The organism is Shinella sp. BE166, assembly GCF_051201095.1.
GTDB classification, from domain to species: domain Bacteria; phylum Pseudomonadota; class Alphaproteobacteria; order Rhizobiales; family Rhizobiaceae; genus Shinella; species Shinella lacus.
On the sequence record NZ_JBPEHL010000013.1, the window covers coordinates 124059 to 140975 of the forward strand.

General features: G+C 63.0%; 15 protein-coding genes. 9 read left to right on the forward strand and 6 right to left on the reverse strand.

The window, feature by feature from the left end; all coding sequences use genetic code 11:
- Positions 1-24 precede the first annotated feature (24 nt).
- The 3 genes from J2Y63_RS26210 to coaD form a co-directional block, all read right to left on the reverse strand.
- A complete protein-coding gene (locus J2Y63_RS26210; RefSeq protein ID WP_256115916.1) occupies positions 25-540 on the reverse strand; it encodes a peptidylprolyl isomerase in 516 nt (171 codons plus the stop codon).
- A gap of 81 nt (positions 541-621) precedes the next feature.
- The gene (locus tag J2Y63_RS26215) at positions 622-1182 is read right to left on the reverse strand and encodes a peptidylprolyl isomerase (RefSeq protein WP_256115917.1); all 561 of its coding nucleotides are present in this window, start codon (positions 1180-1182) and stop codon (positions 622-624) included.
- A 33-nt stretch (positions 1183-1215) separates the two neighbouring features.
- A complete protein-coding gene (gene coaD, locus J2Y63_RS26220; protein ID WP_256115918.1) occupies positions 1216-1707 on the reverse strand; it encodes a pantetheine-phosphate adenylyltransferase in 492 nt (163 codons plus the stop codon).
- A 248-nt stretch (positions 1708-1955) separates the two neighbouring features.
- Between coaD and J2Y63_RS26225 the strand changes: the two genes are divergently transcribed.
- Positions 1956-2081: a hypothetical protein gene (locus J2Y63_RS26225; RefSeq protein ID WP_256115919.1), complete on the forward strand. Its 126-nt coding sequence runs from the start codon at positions 1956-1958 to the stop codon at positions 2079-2081.
- Between the two features lie 9 nt (positions 2082-2090).
- The gene (locus J2Y63_RS26230; protein WP_435268477.1) at positions 2091-2237 is read left to right on the forward strand and encodes a hypothetical protein; all 147 of its coding nucleotides are present in this window, start codon (positions 2091-2093) and stop codon (positions 2235-2237) included.
- A 167-nt stretch (positions 2238-2404) separates the two neighbouring features.
- Here J2Y63_RS26230 and gyrA read toward each other — a convergent pair whose 3' ends face one another.
- Positions 2405-5191 (reverse strand): DNA gyrase subunit A, encoded by a 2787-nt coding sequence (gene gyrA, locus J2Y63_RS26235; RefSeq protein ID WP_435268478.1) that lies wholly within the window; start codon positions 5189-5191, stop codon positions 2405-2407.
- A 238-nt stretch (positions 5192-5429) separates the two neighbouring features.
- Between gyrA and J2Y63_RS26240 the strand changes: the two genes are divergently transcribed.
- Together J2Y63_RS26240 and J2Y63_RS26245 are read left to right on the forward strand one after the other, a co-directional pair.
- Positions 5430-6059, forward strand: a complete 630-nt coding sequence (locus J2Y63_RS26240) for a MarC family protein (RefSeq protein ID WP_256115922.1) — start codon at positions 5430-5432, stop codon at positions 6057-6059.
- A gap of 62 nt (positions 6060-6121) precedes the next feature.
- Complete coding sequence (locus J2Y63_RS26245; protein ID WP_435268479.1) at positions 6122-7876, forward strand: hypothetical protein; 1755 nt, start codon at positions 6122-6124, stop codon at positions 7874-7876.
- A 79-nt stretch (positions 7877-7955) separates the two neighbouring features.
- Here the strand turns inward: J2Y63_RS26245 and J2Y63_RS26250 are convergent, their stop codons facing one another.
- On the reverse strand, positions 7956-8480 hold the full coding sequence (locus tag J2Y63_RS26250; protein ID WP_256115924.1) for a single-stranded DNA-binding protein: 525 nt from the start codon (positions 8478-8480) through the stop codon (positions 7956-7958).
- 286 nt (positions 8481-8766) lie between these two features.
- Between J2Y63_RS26250 and uvrA the strand changes: the two genes are divergently transcribed.
- From uvrA to J2Y63_RS26265, 3 genes are read left to right on the forward strand one after another with little or no spacing between them, the layout of a single operon-like run.
- Positions 8767-11685, forward strand: a complete 2919-nt coding sequence (gene uvrA / locus J2Y63_RS26255; protein WP_435268480.1) for an excinuclease ABC subunit UvrA — start codon at positions 8767-8769, stop codon at positions 11683-11685.
- Between the two features lie 3 nt (positions 11686-11688).
- Positions 11689-12312 carry a glutathione S-transferase family protein gene (locus tag J2Y63_RS26260; protein ID WP_435268481.1) on the forward strand — a complete coding sequence of 208 codons (624 nt, stop codon included), beginning with the start codon at positions 11689-11691 and terminating at the stop codon, positions 12310-12312.
- A 37-nt stretch (positions 12313-12349) separates the two neighbouring features.
- On the forward strand, positions 12350-13153 hold the full coding sequence (locus J2Y63_RS26265; protein ID WP_435268482.1) for a DUF72 domain-containing protein: 804 nt from the start codon (positions 12350-12352) through the stop codon (positions 13151-13153).
- An 83-nt stretch (positions 13154-13236) separates the two neighbouring features.
- Here the strand turns inward: J2Y63_RS26265 and J2Y63_RS26270 are convergent, their stop codons facing one another.
- Positions 13237-14724, reverse strand: coding sequence for an NAD(P)H-hydrate dehydratase (locus J2Y63_RS26270; protein WP_435268483.1), 1488 nt, complete (start codon positions 14722-14724; stop codon positions 13237-13239).
- A 363-nt stretch (positions 14725-15087) separates the two neighbouring features.
- Between J2Y63_RS26270 and J2Y63_RS26275 the strand changes: the two genes are divergently transcribed.
- Positions 15088-15426: a P-II family nitrogen regulator gene (locus J2Y63_RS26275; protein WP_003515720.1), complete on the forward strand. Its 339-nt coding sequence runs from the start codon at positions 15088-15090 to the stop codon at positions 15424-15426.
- Positions 15427-15486: 60 nt separating this feature from the next.
- Positions 15487-16896: a type I glutamate--ammonia ligase gene (glnA, locus tag J2Y63_RS26280; protein ID WP_256115929.1), complete on the forward strand. Its 1410-nt coding sequence runs from the start codon at positions 15487-15489 to the stop codon at positions 16894-16896.
- Positions 16897-16917 lie beyond the last annotated feature (21 nt).

The window sequence follows — 16917 nt, forward strand, 5'->3', positions numbered from 1 at the left end:
GCGGTCGAAATCGAACGTTGTCTATCAGGCAGTCGCGTCGGCGGCAACCTTCATCGAAACGATGGTATCGGGATCGCGCACGGGCTCGCCGCGCTTGATCTTGTCGATATTGTCCATGCCTTCGATGACCTGGCCCCAGACGGAATACTGCTTGTTGAGCCAGGGGGCATCCGTGAAGCAGATGAAGAACTGCGCGTTGGCGGAGTTCGGCATCTGGCTGCGGGCCATCGAGCACGTGCCGCGCACATGGTTCGTGTTGGAGAATTCGGCCTTCAGGTCCGGCTTTTCCGAGCCGCCCATGCCGGCGCGGGCCGGGTTGAAGTCCTTGCCGCCGGTCTTGCCGTACTGCACGTCGCCGGTCTGCGCCATGAAGTCCTCGATGACGCGGTGGAACACGACGCCGTCATAGGCGCCTTCGCGCGTCAGTTCCTTGATGCGCGCCACATGTCCCGGAGCGAGATCCGGAAGAAGCTGGATGACCACCTTGCCCTTGGTGGTTTCCATGATGATGGTGTTTTCCGGATCCTTGATCTCGGCCATGGTCTTTCTCCTTCAGAAGCGTGTTGCGCAAAAGTGTGAAGCGATTTTGCGATTACAACAGGCAGAAAATAAAAGGTGGAATTATTTGCCGACCGTAACCTTGACCATGCGATCAGGGTCGGTCACGGAACCGTTGTTGGCGTCGTCGCCGCGTTTGATCTTGTCGACGTTTTCCATGCCCGAGACCACCTTGCCGACGACCGTATACTGGCCGTTCAGGAAGTCGCCAGGCGCGAACATGATGAAGAACTGCGAGTTGGCGGAGTTCGGGTCCTGCGACCGCGCCATGCCGACCGTGCCGCGCTCGAAGGGCACGTTGGAGAATTCCGCCGGCAGGTCCGCCTGGCTGGAGCCGCCCGTGCCGGCCGCCTGCGCCTGGTAGCCGTCGGCCAGATCGCCGTACTGCACGTCGCCGGTCTGCGCCATGAAGCCTTCGATCACGCGGTGAAAAGCGACGTTGTCGTATTCACCGGCAGCGGCCAGCGCCTTCATGCGCTCGACATGCTTCGGCGCGACCTGCGAATTGAGTTCGATGACGACCGGGCCGTCCTTCAGCTGGATCGTGAGGAAATCGGCGGCCTGGGCAAGGGTTGCGCCCGCGAGGAAAAGGGCTCCTGCAAAGGCGAGACGAAGGATTTTCATGATAGCTCCCTTGAGAGTTCAGGGTGATTGCGCTCAGCCCTTGCGGGCTTTCAGAGCCTGGAAGACGGGCACCGGCACGAAGGCACTGACATCGCCGCCCATGGCCGCGATCTGGCGGACCAATGTGGCGGTAATGGGCCGCGAGGCAACGCCCGCCGGCAGAAAGATCGTCTGCACGTCCGGCGCCATCTGGCGGTTCATGCCGGCCATCTGCATTTCATAATCAAGATCGGTGCCATCGCGCAGGCCCCGGATCAACAGGTGCGCACCATGCGTGCGGGCCGCATCGACGACGAGGTTCGAGAAGGAAACGACGCTGACATCCCCTGCCCGCGCCGGCATCGCCTCGGTGATCGACTGGCGGATGAGGTCCGAGCGCTCCTCGAAGGAGAAGATCGGCGTCTTGCCGGGGTGGATGCCGATCGCGACGATGACCTTGGGCGCCACGTTCAGCGCCTGCACCAGCACGTCGATATGGCCGTTCGTGATCGGATCGAAAGAGCCAGGGTAGAAGGCGACTGTCATCGGCAGGGTCCCGTTTGCCGCCTTTTGTCATGGACCGCCCGTTTTCGCAAGGGCGCAGCCCGTCGCATCCCGAACTGTCCCCTGCAAGAACGTGAACCCGGTATGAATGGCCCGTTCAAGACCATTTCAGGCAGAGCATGTCTAAATGACAGCATCGGGGTCTGGAACAAAGGTCGCGCTCGCGCATTCTCCAGACCGAACACAGCGAAACAAGTAATGCGTTTCCTTAGGCTTGAAGGAACACAAAAATGGCACTCGCTCTACTCTGCATGACGATGTTCATCGCGCTTACCGCAGCGACGATCCACGCGCTGCGCGAAGAGGATCGCCCGGCCGCCGATAAGCTCGCCGCTCGCGGCAAGTGGCTGCGCTGAGGACCTGTGATGGCTGCGCTCACAATCCTTTCCACCATCTTCATCGCCACCGTCTTCACCTTCGATTTCGCCTGCACCATCCATGAACTCAAACGGGATCGTGCGGAAATGAAGGCGGTAAAGGTGAAAACAGAAGCAGGCGGCTTTGGCGTCTAGCACGCCCCCCTATGGCGCCCGCGCGTTCGACGCGCAAATAACGCCATAGCACGTATGTCGCCGTAACGCGGGTGGCCTTCCCTCCGGGCCGCCCGCACCAAATGAAAAGCCGGACGGTCGTTCCCTGCCCGTCCGGCTTTTTCCATTTCTACAAGGGTGCGAGGGGCTTATTCCTCGCTGGGTGCTGCCGCATCCCCGCCGTCGATCTCGCCTTCGATCTCGACATCCACCGCTTCCACATCGTCCTCGCCTTCCGGCTCGCTGATACGCTCGACCGACACCACCTTCTCGTCCTTGGCGGTCGAGAAGATCGTGACGCCTTTCGTCGCGCGGCTGGCGATGCGGATGCCGTCGACCGGCACGCGGATCAACTGGCCGCCGTCGGAGACGAGCATGAGCTGGTCCTTGTCCTCGACCGGGAAGGCGGCGACGAGTTCGCCGATCTCGTTGGTCTTCGACGTATCCGTGGCGCGAATGCCCTTGCCGCCGCGGCCGGAGGTGCGGAAGTCGTAGGAGGACGACCGCTTGCCGAAACCCTTCTGCGAGATGGTCAAAACGAACTGTTCGCGGGCGCGGAGCTCCTGGTAGCGCTCTTCCGGAAGATCGCCGACCTCGCCGACATCCTCGCCGACCAGCGCGATATCCTCCTCGTCGACGCCGCTCGCGCGGCGTTCGGCTGCGGAGCGCTTCAGATAGGCGGCGCGTTCCCACGGCTCGGCATTCACATGGCTGACGATCGTCATGGAGATGATCCGGTCGCCGGCGCCCAGCGAGATGCCGCGCACGCCGACCGAGTTGCGGCCGGCGAAGACGCGCACGTCATCGACCGGGAAACGGATGCACTGGCCGAGCGCGGTCGTCAGCAGCACGTCGTCGTTTTCGGTGCAGGTCTCGACGTTGAGGATCTCGTCGCCCTCTTCCTCGAGCTTCATCGCGATCTTGCCGTTGCGGTTGACCTGGACGAAGTCCGACAGCTTGTTGCGGCGAACCGTGCCGCGGGTCGTCGTGAACATCACGTCGAGGTTTTCCCACGTCGTTTCGTCCTCGGGCAGCGGCATGATGGTCGTGATGCGTTCGCCGGATTCGATCGGCAGCATGTTGATGAGCGCCTTGCCCTTCGACTGCGGCGTGCCGATCGGCAGGCGCCAGACCTTCTCCTTGTAGACGATGCCACGCGAGGAGAAGAACAGAACGGGCGTATGGGTGTTGGCGACGAAGAGGCGGGTCGCGAAATCCTCGTCCTTCATGGCCATGCCGGAGCGGCCCTTGCCGCCGCGGCGCTGCGCACGATAGGTGGCGAGCGGCACGCGCTTGACGTAGCCGGCATGCGACACGGTCACGACCATGTCCTCGCGGGCGATGAGATCCTCGTCGTCCATGTCCGGACCGCCTTCGAGGATCTCGGTACGGCGCGGCGTGCCGAACTCGTCGCGCACGGAGGCGAGTTCGTTCTTGACGATGTCCATCATGCGCACGCGTGACGACAGGATATCGAGGTAATCCTTGATTTCCTCGCCGATCTTGTTGAGTTCCTCGTCGATTTCCTCACGGCCAAGCGCCGTCAGGCGGGCAAGGCGCAATTCGAGGATCGCGCGGGCCTGCTCTTCCGAGAGGTTGTAGGTGAGGTCCTCGTTGATGCGGTGGCGCGGGTCGTCGATGAGCTTGATCAGCACGTCGACGTCCTTGGCCGGCCAGCGGCGCTCCATCAACTGCTCGCGCGCCGTCTGCGGATCGGGCGCGCGGCGGATGAGGCCAATCACCTCGTCGATATTGGCGACGGCGATGGCGAGGCCCACCAAGACATGGGCGCGGTCGCGCGCCTTGCGCAGCAGGTATTTCGTGCGGCGGCTGACAACTTCCTCGCGGAAGGAGACGAAGGCGCGCAGCATGTCGAGCAGCGTCATCAGCTCCGGCTTGCCGCCGTTCAGCGCCACCATGTTGCAGCCGAAGGAGGTCTGCAAAGGCGTATAGCGGTAGAGCTGGTTGAGGATGACTTCAGCATTGGCATCGCGCTTCAGTTCGATGACGACGCGGTAGCCCTGGCGGTCGGATTCGTCGCGAAGGTCCGAAATGCCCTCGATGCGCTTGTCGCGCACCAGTTCGGCCATCTTCTCGATCATCGACGACTTGTTCACCTGGAAGGGAACTTCCGTGACGATGATCTGCTCGCGATCGCCGCGCATCGGCTCGATATGGGCGCGGCCGCGCATGATGACGGAGCCGCGGCCGGTCTCGTAGGCCTGGCGGATGCCGGCGCGGCCGAGGATCAGCGCGCCCGTCGGGAAGTCAGGCCCCGGAATGTGCTGCATCAGGTCCAGCAGCTCGATCGCCGGATTGTCGATCAGCGCGATACAGCCGTTGATGACTTCGGAGAGGTTGTGCGGCGGAATGTTCGTCGCCATGCCGACGGCGATGCCGCCTGCCCCGTTGACCAGCAGGTTCGGGAACTTTGCCGGCACGACGACCGGCTCGCTCATCGTGCCGTCGTAGTTGTCGCGGAAGTTGACGGTTTCCTTGTCGAGGTCGTCGAGCAGCGAATGCGCTGCCTTTTCCAGGCGGCATTCCGTGTAACGCTGGGCTGCCGGCGGGTCGCCGTCGATGGAGCCGAAGTTGCCCTGGCCGTCGATCAGCGGCAGGCGGAGCGACCAGTCCTGCGCCATGCGGGCAAGCGCGTCGTAGATCGCCGAGTCGCCGTGCGGATGGTATTTACCCATCACGTCACCGGTGACGCGGGCCGACTTGACGTATTTCTTGTTCCAGTCGACGCCCATCTCGCTCATCGAGTAGAGGATACGCCGGTGCACGGGCTTCAGGCCGTCGCGCACATCGGGCAGCGCGCGGGACACGATGACGCTCATGGCGTAGTCGAGATACGACCGCTGCATTTCCTCGATGATGGAAATAGGCTCAATGCCGGGTGGGTTTTTGCCGCCGGGTGTCGATTGCTCTGTCAATTTTGATCACGATCGTTGTTCAGAATCAGTCTTGTTTTATAGCCTACCGGCGCCTGCCGCGCCAATTTTGCAGAGGGTTTTGAACAGGCTTTTGCGAGGTAAATCCGGTAATTTGCGCATTTTCGTGGCATCGCCGTCGCAAGGCTGCGACCGCCCTTCCCTTGCGGGCCGCCCTCACCTAACAATAGGCCCACAAGGCCGGGAAAATCGGCCGCGCAACGGCGAGGGGAACGCCTTCATGCTCACTGTCGATCTTCTGGTCAATGCGATCACGACCCTGCTCGTGACCATCGACCCGCCGGGTCTCGCGCCGATCTTTCTGGGGCTGACCGTCGGCATGACGCGGCCGCAGCGCAAGCAGGTGGCGCTGCGCGGCTCGCTCATCGCCTTCTGCATCCTCGCCGTCTTCGCGCTGACGGGTGCCGGCGTGCTGTCACTACTCGGCATATCGATCGGCGCCTTCCGCATCGCGGGCGGCCTGCTCCTGTTCTGGATCGCCTTCGAGATGATCTTCGAGCGCCGCAACGAGCGCAAGGAAAAGACCAGCGAAGTGGCGATCACCCGCGACCACATCCACAACATCGCCGTCTTCCCGCTGGCATTGCCGCTGATTGCCGGCCCCGGCGCCATCTCAGCGACGATCCTGCTCTCCGGCTCCTTCCCCTCCGCGCTCGAACGCACGGCGCTGATCGGCGTGCTGGCGCTCTGCCTCGTCATCCTCTTCCTGTCGCTCGTCATCGCCGAACGCATCGACCGGTTCCTCGGCGCAACCGGCCGCGCGATCCTCACGCGCCTGCTCGGCGTGATCCTGGCGGCGCTGGCGGTGCAGTTCGTGGTGGACGGCGTGAAATCGGCCTTTGCCGGGTAAAAGCCAGCCTGGCTCAAGCGTCGCTGCCTAGCGTTGCGGCAACTTGAACCAGGGCCCTCCATATGATTCCCGCACCCCATGTGAATGCGTCTCCCATCACGATCGACCAGCTGACCTCCAGAACGTTCACCTTCCGTGCGGAGCCGAGGGGCGAGGAGATCACCGACCGGTTCATCTTCCAGAAAAACGGCTTCATCGCCGGCTACAGCCATCCCAACGAATCCTTCTGGCGTCTGAACGGCGAGACGGTGGAAATCGTCGACAAGCTCGGCAAGGCGACCTGCGTCATGCTTCCGGTGGCCGATGGCACCGGCCGGCTGGCCTTCTCCGGCAATTTCCTCAATCCGAACGGGGATTATGCCAAGACCGAGATCCTTCACACGCTGGAGGAAAACGCCTCCGACCTCCATACGCATATCCAGAGCTTCGACCTCTTCGATACGCTGGTCGCGCGCCGCTGCAACGATCCGCTGCAGGTCTTCCGCGCCGTCGAGGCGAAATGCGGCATTGCCGGCTTTGCGACGCGTCGCCATGCGGTCGAGATGGCCATGTTCGGCCGCCGCACCTACGGCCTGGACGACATCTACGCCGCCCTCATCGCCGAAGCGACCCTGACGGAGACGCAGGCCGAAAGCACGCGCCTGCTGGAGCTCGAAGAAGAGTGGGACATGCTCTTCCCGATCCAGGAAGTCGTCGCGCGCGTCGATGCCCACGACATCATCATCTCCGACATGTACCTGCCCTACGCCTTCGTCAGCCGCATCCTCAAGGAGAAATGCGGCCTGGACAACAAGCTGTACCTCAGCAACTACGGCAAGCACCACCGCGTCATCTGGCCGAGCATCCTGGCGGAACATACGATCCGCACGCATTTCGGCGACAACATCCACGCGGATATCGTCGGCGCCGCCGCCGCCGGCATCAACCCGACGCTGGTCAGCATCTCGAAATGGGACCGCACGGAAGAGATTCTGCACAGCGCGGGCCTCGCGCCCTACGCCCATGCGCTGCGGGAAACGCGGCTCAAGACCTTCCATCGCGATCCCGCCATCCACAACGTGCTGAAGGCGCAGGCGGCGGTCAACATTCCACTCATGGTCGTCGGCGCCTTCTGGGCGCTGCATTGCGCCGAACGTTTCGGCGCGGACAAGATCCTGGCGGCGTCGCGCGATTGCAACCTGTGGCACCAGATGCTGGCCTCGACCCATTTCGCCCGCGCCGGCATGCCGCCGGTTTCCTATTTCCAGGTGTCGCGCACGCTGTGCTACGACAAGTCGACCGAATACGAGGCCTATCTGCGCGGCCGGCTCGGCGCGCGGACCCTGCTGATCGACGTCGTGGGAACCGGCAATTCGCTGACCCATCTCATCGATCGCCTGGAGCTTCAGGACAGGCTGCGGCCCAGCATCCTGGTGACTGATCCGACCGTTTCGCCGGACGAAACTAAATACGATACCCTTGTGCGGCGGGATTTCTTCCAGTACCGCGTGTTCCTGGAGGGCCTGAACGCCTCGCTCGACGGCTCAGCCGTCGCCGCGCATGCCGAGAACGGCTCGGTCACGATCACCGCCCAGCCGAACGAATTCGACATCGACATGCATCAGGCGATCATCGCGTCGCGCGCCGTCTTCGAGCAGTTCCTGGGCAGCCTTGAGCGCTTCACGCCGCCGCGCGAAAAGCCGGCGCCGGCCATGCTGCAGGCGGCAGCGGAAGCGCTGATCGAACTCCTGCCGGCCCACGCACCAAAACTGCAGACGATCCATCGCGAACAGCTGAGCAATCTCGCGCGGGGAAGCCTGCGCAACGTTGCAAGCTAAAAAACGCGGACGGCGGCTTTGGGTGTGCCCCAAAGCCGCCGTCATCATCTATCCGGTGTTCCCGGAACGGCCAGCGTTCTCAGAACGGAATGTCGTCATCCATGTCGCGCGAGAGCGGCGAACCGCTCGAACGGTTGCCGCCGGAAGCGCCGCTGCCACTGCCGCCACCCGAAGACGGGCGCGAACCGTAATCGTCGTAGCTCTGCGCGCCGCCGAAGTCGCTGCCGCCCCGGCTTGCGCCGCCGCCTTCACCGCGGCCGTCCAGCATGGTCAGCGTCGAGTTGAAGCCCTGCAGCACGATTTCCGTCGAATAGCGGTCGTTGCCGGTCTGGTCCTGCCACTTGCGGGTTTGCAGCGCGCCCTCGATATAGAGCTTGGCGCCCTTCTTCACATATTGTTCGATGACCTTGCAGAGCGGTTCGCTGAAGACGACAACCGTGTGCCATTCGGTCTTCTCGCGGCGCTCGCCGCTGTTGCGGTCCTTCCAGGATTCGGAGGTGGCGATGCGCAGGTTGGCGATCGGCCGACCGTCCTGCGTGCGCCGGATTTCCGGGTCCGCCCCGACGTTCCCGATCAAGATCACCTTGTTGACGCTTCCAGCCATACCCGTCTTTCCCGTTTCGCTCCGGGCCTCGGCCCGACATCACTTCACACCATGAATGCGGCATCTTACCGGCTGTCGTCTGCCAGCGCCGCCCCGCATAAGTGGTAATCCACAGATCAATTGCGAATTTTTGTTCTTTTTTTGTTCTAATAATTCCCTACACTCTTGTCAACCGAATCGGAAACGGGCACGGAATCTTCTGATCGCGCATGGACAGGCCCAAACCTATCCCTACATAGGGGCCAACCCCTATTAGAACGCGCAACGATTTCTGACGCTGGATACCATGAGCGAACTCAAGACAATTTCCATCCGCGGCGCACGCGAACACAATCTCAAGGGCATCGATCTCGACCTGCCCCGCAACAAGCTGATCGTCATGACCGGGCTTTCGGGCTCGGGAAAGTCGTCGCTCGCCTTCGACACGATCTATGCCGAGGGCCAGCGCCGCTATGTCGAAAGCCTCTCGGCCTATGCGCGCCAGTTCCTGGAGATGATGCAGAAGCCGGACGTCGACCAGATCGACGGGCTTTCGCCGGCCATCTCCATCGAGCAGAAGACGACCTCGAAGAACCCGCGCTCGACCGTCGGCACGGTCACCGAGATCTACGACTACATGCGTCTCTTGTTTGCGCGCGTCGGTATTCCCTATTCGCCGGCGACAGGGCTGCCGATCGAGAGCCAGACGGTCAGCCAGATGGTCGACCGCGTGCTGGAATTCGGCGAAGGCACGCGCCTCTACATCCTCGCGCCCGTCGTGCGCGGCCGCAAGGGCGAGTACAAGAAGGAACTCGCCGAGCTGATGAAGAAGGGCTTCCAGCGCGTCAAGGTCGACGGCCAGTTCTACGAGATCGCCGACGTGCCGGCGCTCGACAAGAAATATAAGCATGACATCGACGTGGTGGTCGACCGCGTCGTCGTGCGGCCGGACCTTGCCGCGCGCCTGGCGGACAGCCTCGAAACCAGCCTCAAACTCGCCGACGGCCTTGCGATCGCGGAATTCGCCGACAAGCCGCTGCCGGTCGAGGAAACCTCCGCCGGCGGCTCCGCCAACAAGTCGCTGAACGAGACGCATGAGCGCGTGCTGTTTTCGGAAAAATTCGCCTGCCCGGTTTCCGGCTTCACCATCTCGGAAATCGAGCCGCGGCTCTTCTCTTTCAACAATCCCTTCGGCGCCTGCCCGACCTGCGACGGCCTCGGCAGCCAGCAGAAGATCGACCCGGACCTGATCGTGCCGGAAACGGAGCGCACGCTGCGCGACGGCGCCGTGGCGCCGTGGGCAAAATCCTCCTCGCCCTACTACAACCAGACGCTGGAAGCGCTCGGCGCCGCCTATGGCTTCAAGCTCTCCAACCGCTGGTCGGAACTGTCGGAAGAGGCACAGGACGCCATCCTGCACGGCACGAAGGAGAAGATCGAGTTCAACTACAAGGACGGCGCGCGCTCCTACAAGACGGTAAAGACCTTCGAAGGCATCGTGCCGAACCTCGAACGCCGCTGGAAGGAAACGGATTCCGCCTGGTCGCGCGAAGAGATCGAGCGCTACATGTCCGCCGCCCCCTGCCCGGCCTGCAACGGTTTTCGCCTGAAGCCCGAGGCGCTGGCGGTGAAGATCAACAAGCTGCATATCGGCGAAGTCACGCAGATGTCGATCCGCGTCGCGCGCGACTGGTTCGATGTGCTGCCGGAAAACCTGAACACCAAGCAGAACGAAATCGCGGTGCGCATCCTCAAGGAAATCCGCGAGCGCCTGCGCTTCCTCAACGATGTCGGCCTCGAATATCTCTCGCTCTCGCGCAATTCCGGCACGCTGTCCGGCGGTGAGAGCCAGCGTATCCGGCTCGCCTCGCAGATCGGCTCGGGCCTAACGGGCGTGCTCTACGTGCTGGACGAGCCCTCGATCGGCCTGCACCAGCGCGACAATGCCCGCCTGCTCGATACGCTGCGACATCTGCGCGATATCGGAAACACCGTCATCGTCGTCGAACATGATGAGGACGCGATCCTGACGGCGGACTATGTGGTCGATATCGGCCCGGCCGCCGGCATCCATGGCGGCGAGGTCATCGCCCAGGGCACGCCCGGAGAAGTGATCGCCAATCCCGCCTCGCTCACCGGCAAATATCTCTCCGGCGAGCTCTCGGTCGCCATTCCGGGCGAGCGCCGCAAGCCGAAGAAGAAAAAGGAAATCAAGGTCGTCGGCGCGAAAGCCAACAACCTGAAGAATGTCACGGCTGCCATTCCGCTCGGCGTCTTCACGGCGGTCACCGGCGTTTCCGGCGGCGGCAAGTCGACCTTCCTGATCGAGACGCTCTACAAATCCGCGGCGCGGCGCATCATGGGCGCGCGCGAAATCCCCGCCGAACACGAGCGCATCGACGGTTTCGAATTCATCGACAAGGTCATCGATATCGACCAGTCGCCGATCGGCCGCACGCCGCGCTCGAACCCGGCCACCTATACCGGCGCCTTCACGCCCATCCGCGACTGGTTTTCCGGCCTGCCGGAGGCGAAAGCGCGCGGCTACCAGCCGGGCCGCTTCTCGTTCAACGTCAAGGGCGGGCGCTGCGAAGCCTGCCAGGGCGACGGCGTCATCAAGATCGAGATGCACTTCCTGCCGGACGTCTACGTCACCTGCGACGTCTGCCACGGCAAGCGCTACAACCGCGAGACGCTCGACGTGACCTTCAAGGGCAAGTCGATCGCCGACGTGCTGGACATGACGGTGGAGGAAGGCGTCGAGTTCTTCGCAGCCGTGCCCGCCGTGCGCGACAAGCTCGTCACGCTGAACCAGGTCGGCCTCGGCTATATCAAGGTCGGCCAGCAGGCGAACACGCTGTCCGGCGGCGAGGCGCAGCGCGTCAAGCTCGCCAAGGAACTCTCCAAGCGGTCGACCGGCCGCACGCTTTACATCCTCGACGAACCGACCACCGGCCTGCACTTCCATGACGTGGCAAAGCTGCTCGAAGTGCTGCACGAACTGGTCAACCAGGGCAATTCGGTCGTGGTCATCGAGCACAATCTGGAAGTCATCAAGACCGCCGACTGGGTCATCGACTTCGGACCCGAGGGCGGCGACGGCGGCGGAGAGGTGATCGCGGAAGGCACGCCGGAGGATATCGTCAAGGTGAAGCGCTCCTATACCGGCCATTTCCTCAAGGAACTGCTGGAGCGCCGGCCGATGAAAAAGGCGGCGGCGGAGTAACGGATGATCCTGATCGGCCAGTACGACTCGTCCTATGTGCGCCGCGTGGGCATCGCCCTGCGGCTCTACGGCTTGCCGTTCGAGCACCGGCCCTGGTCGGTGTTCAGCGAGGGCGAGAAGGTGCAGGCGCTCAACCCGCTGATGCGCGTGCCGACGCTGGTGCTCGACGACGGCGACGTGGTGGCCGACAGCAATTCCATCCTCGACCATCTCGACAGCCTCGTGCCGCCGGAAAGGCGCCTGCTGCCGCCGGCCGGGCCGGAGCGGCGGCAGGTGCTGAAGATCATGACCTTCGCCACCGGTTTTGCCGACAAGAGCGTCAGCCTGTTCTACGAGCTGCACCTGCACGAAACGCCGTCCGCCTATTTCGTCGAGCGCTGCCGCTCGCAGATCGCCACCGTGCTGGCGGCGCTGGAGGCCGAGCGCGCTGCGAGGCCGGGCGACTTCTGGTTCGGCCGCATCACCCATGCCGACATCGCCGTCGCCTGCGCCTGGCGGCATGTGAGCGAGGCCCATCCCGGCCTCATCGATCCGGCGGCCTATCCGGCGCTTTCCGCCCATTGCGCCGGCATGGAGGCCCTGCCGGTGTTCCAGGAAATTTCGCAAGCCTTCATCGCGCCCGCTTGAGGCGCGCCGCCATCCCGTCTGTCGAGGAGAGCAAGACATGAGCACATCCGGCACCATTCGCACCGGCATCGGCGGCTGGACCTTCGATCCGTGGGAAGGCACCTTCTATCCGGAAAAGCTGACGAAGAAGCGGCAGCTCGAATTCGCCAGCCGTGAACTGAGGGCGATCGAGGTCAACGGCACCTATTACGGCTCGCAAAAGCCGGAAACCTTCGCCAAATGGGCCTCCGAAGTGCCGGACGGTTTTATCTTCTCGCTGAAGGCCAGCCGCTTCACGACCAACCGCAAGGTGCTGGCCGACGGCAGCGAATCCGTCGAAAAGTTCCTGACCCAGGGGCTAACCGAACTCGGCGATCATCTCGGCCCGATCCTCTGGCAATTCCCCCCGACGAAGAAATTCGAGCCGGAGGATTTCGAGGGCTTTTTGAAGCTCCTGCCGGAAAAGCTGGACGGCCTTACGCTGAAACATGCCTTGGAAGTGCGCAACGACACGTTCCTGGTGCCGGAATTCGCAGCCCTTGCCCGCAAGTACAAGACGGCGATCGTCTATGCGCAGCACGAGGACTATCCGGAGATCGCCGACGTGACGGCCGATTTCGTCTATGCGCGCCTGCAAAAAGGCTCCGACGACATCAAGACCTGTTATCCGCCAAAGGCGCTCGACGAATGGGCGGCAAGGCTGAAGGAATGGGCCTCCGGCGGCGAGCCGGACGATCTGCCGAAGATCGACCCAGACACCAAGCCCGCCAAGAAAGCCCGCGACGTCTTCGCCTTCTTCATCACCTCCGGTAAGGTGAACGCACCAAACGGCGCGCGTGAACTTCAGAAGCTAACCGGCTGAGGTTTTTGCGTAATTTCATGTAGGCGGCGGCTTGATCGGTCCCGGTCGGAAAATTCGAGTCTTCTCGACCGCACCAAAAACCCTCAAGCAACCGGCCAAGGTTGAATGGCGCCGGGCAAATCCTCCGCCGTCAGCCCCTCGCCGGCAATGCGGCCGGCTTCGCCGTGGCGCCAGACGGCGCTGGCGGCGGCTTCGAAGGCGGGCATGCCCTGGGTCAGGTGCGCACCGACCATGCCGGCGAGCACGTCGCCGGAACCGGCGGTTGCCAACCAGGGCGGCGCGTTCTCGTTGACGAGCACGCGACCGTCCGGTGCGGCGATCACGGTGTCGGCGCCCTTGAGGATGACGGCGCCGTTGCTGCGGCTCGCCGCCTTTTGGGCACGTTCGATCTTCGACAGGGTCTTGTCCGCCGCAAGGTCCGGGAAAAGCCGGGCGAACTCGCCGTCATGCGGCGTCAGCACGAGCCTTGGCCGCCCGCCGGCGAAGAGGGAAAAGAGGACGGCCGGATCGTCGCGGAAGGCGCTGATGCCGTCGGCGTCCAGCACGAGATGGCGATCCCGTTCCGCAAGCAGTTTTACGTAGGCTCTTGTCTTCCCGGCATCGCCGAAGCCGGGGCCGAGCACGAAGGTTTTCAGGCGCTCGTCGTCGAGCAATGCGGCAAGATCGGCCTCGTTGTCGATGGCCTTTAGCATCACCGCCGTCAGGTGCGCGGCGTTGGCCGGCAACGCATCACGGGGCGAGAGCAGCGTGACCAGGCCCGCGCCGGCGCGGAGGCCGGCCATGGCGGAGAGACGCGCAGCACCGGTTGCCGTCGCCGGGCCGGAGAAGACTGCCAGGTGACCACGGACATATTTGTGTGTGGCGCCGGTCTGCGGCGGCAAAGCGAGGCGCCAGATCGCGGGCGTGTTCACCCGCATATGGTCGGCATGCCGGGCAAGGATGCGCCCGGGAATGCCGATATCGAAGACCTCCAGCGCGCCGGCCAGGGTTTTGCCGGGCAGGAGCAGGTGGCCGGGCTTACGGCACATAAAGGTGACGGTGGCGGCGGCCTCGAAGGCCACGCCCCTCACCTGCCCCGTCCGGCCATCGACGCCGGACGGCAGGTCAACCGCCAGCACGGGAAGCACGGCCCTGCGGACCGCCTCGATGGTTTTTGCGACCTCGTCCGGCACATCGCGCGCCAGGCCGGCGCCGAAGAGCGCGTCGATCACCACGTCGCCAGGCTGGGGCGCGTAGCTCGAGAGCGGCGCGACCGGGCCGTGGAAGCCCGCGAAGGCGGTTGCGGCATCGCCTTTCAGGGCGCCGGGGTCTCCAAGAGCATAGACCGCGACGCAAGCACCTGCCTCCTGCAAGGCGCGCGCCGCGACATAGCCGTCGCCGCCATTGTTGCCGGGGCCGCAGAGCACCGCGAAACGCAAAGCGTCGGGAAAACGGCGAAGCGCCGTCGCGGCGACGGCGTGGCCCGCCCGCTCCATCAGGCCGTAGCTCGAAAGGCCCGAGGCAGCGGCGTCCTGGTCAATATGGCCCATATTGGCGGGCGTGATGATAAGCGTGTCGATTTCCTGGTGCATGCCCCACCATGCCCGCAAAGGCATGATCGAGACAAGCGGGACGATCGGCGCAGCGTAAAGCCTATTTTTTCATCATATGCATATTCGATATGCTCAAATTTGCAGCTTCGCGCCCCGAGATGGTGAGGCATGCCCCTCACGCGGACTGGACGGCACAGAAAGTGACAAATTTTAGGCAGAATTCGCTAGCCCTTTTGCGCGGAAAGCCGCATCATCCCGGCGTGATGACGAGCGGGATCACGAAAGAAACGGATTTCATCCGATTTGGCAGACATTCCGCATCAAGTTGGCATGCTACGTGCATTTGAAGTGGTCAGCAGGCGCAATCCTGCGCAAACGGGAGAAGCGGAGAGACATTTTCTCATGAAAAAGATCGAAGCGATCATCAAGCCTTTCAAGCTCGATGAGGTGAAGGAAGCCCTTCAGGAAGTTGGCCTGCAGGGGATTACCGTCACCGAGGCGAAAGGCTTTGGACGCCAAAAGGGGCACACGGAACTTTACCGTGGCGCCGAATACGTCGTCGATTTTCTGCCCAAGGTGAAGGTCGAAGTCGTGCTGGCGGACGAAAACGCGGAGGCCGTCATCGAGGCCATCCGCAATGCGGCCCAGACCGGCCGTATCGGCGATGGCAAGATCTTTGTCTCCAACGTCGAAGAAGTCATCCGCATCCGCACCGGTGAAACCGGCGTCGACGCCATCTAATCCCGCCTTGCCGTTCGGCCAAGGCTTCCACCTCGTCATCACACACAGGGACTATAAAAAATGACGACTGCCAATGATATCCTCAAGCAAATCAAGGAAAACGACGTCAAGTTCGTCGACCTGCGCTTTACCGATCCCAAGGGTAAGATGCATCACGTCACGATGGACGTCGGCGTCGTCGACGAAGACATGTTCGCCGATGGCGTCATGTTCGACGGCTCCTCGATCGGCGGCTGGAAGGCGATCAACGAGTCCGACATGGTGCTGATGCCGGATACGGCAACGGTTCACATGGACCCGTTCTTCGCGCAGTCCACCATGGTCATCATGTGCGACATCCTCGACCCGGTCTCGGGCGAATCCTACAACCGCGACCCGCGCGGCACGGCCAAGAAGGCTGAAGCCTACCTCAAGGCCTCGGGCATCGGCGACACGGTCTATGCCGGCCCGGAACCGGAATTCTTCGTGTTCGACGACGTCAAGTACAAGGCCGACCCGTACAACACGGGCTTCAAGCTCGACTCGTCCGAACTGCCGTCGAACGACGACACCGACTACGAGACCGGCAACCTCGGCCATCGCCCGCGCGTCAAGGGCGGCTACTTCCCGGTTCCCCCGGTCGATTCCTGCCAGGACATGCGTTCCGAAATGCTGACGGTGCTCACCGAGATGGGCGTCACCGTCGAAAAGCAGCACCATGAAGTGGCTGCCGCCCAGCACGAGCTCGGCGTCAAGTTCGACACGCTAGTTCGCAGCGCCGACAAGGTCCAGATCTACAAGTACGTCGTGCACCAGGTCGCCAATGCCTATGGCAAGACGGCAACCTTCATGCCGAAGCCCATCTTCGGCGACAACGGCTCGGGCATGCACGTCCACCTGTCGATCTGGAAGGACTCCAAGCCACAGTTCGCCGGCGACGAATATGCCGGCCTGTCGGAATCCTGCCTCTACTTCATCGGCGGCATCATCAAGCATGCCAAGGCGATCAACGCCTTCACCAACCCGACGACGAACTCCTACAAGCGTCTCGTCCCGGGCTATGAAGCGCCGGTCCTGCTCGCCTACTCGGCCCGCAACCGCTCGGCTTCGTGCCGCATTCCGTTCGGCACCGGTCCGAAGTCCAAGCGCGTCGAAATCCGCTTCCCCGACCCGCTGGGCAACCCGTATCTCGGCTTCGCCTCCATGCTGATGGCCGGCCTCGACGGCATCAAGAACAAGATCCATCCCGGCAAGGCCATGGACAAGGATCTCTACGACCTGCCGCCGAAGGAACTGAAGAAGATCCCGACGGTCTGCGGCTCGCTCCGCGAAGCGCTGGAAAGCCTCGACAAGGATCGCAAGTTCCTCACCGCCGGCGGCGTGTTCGATGACGACCAGATCGATTCCTACATCGAACTGAAGATGGTCGAAGTCATGCGCTACGAAATGACGCCGCACCCGGTCGAGTTCGACATGTACTACTCCGCCTGATCGGCCCAGGAATTCCTCCCG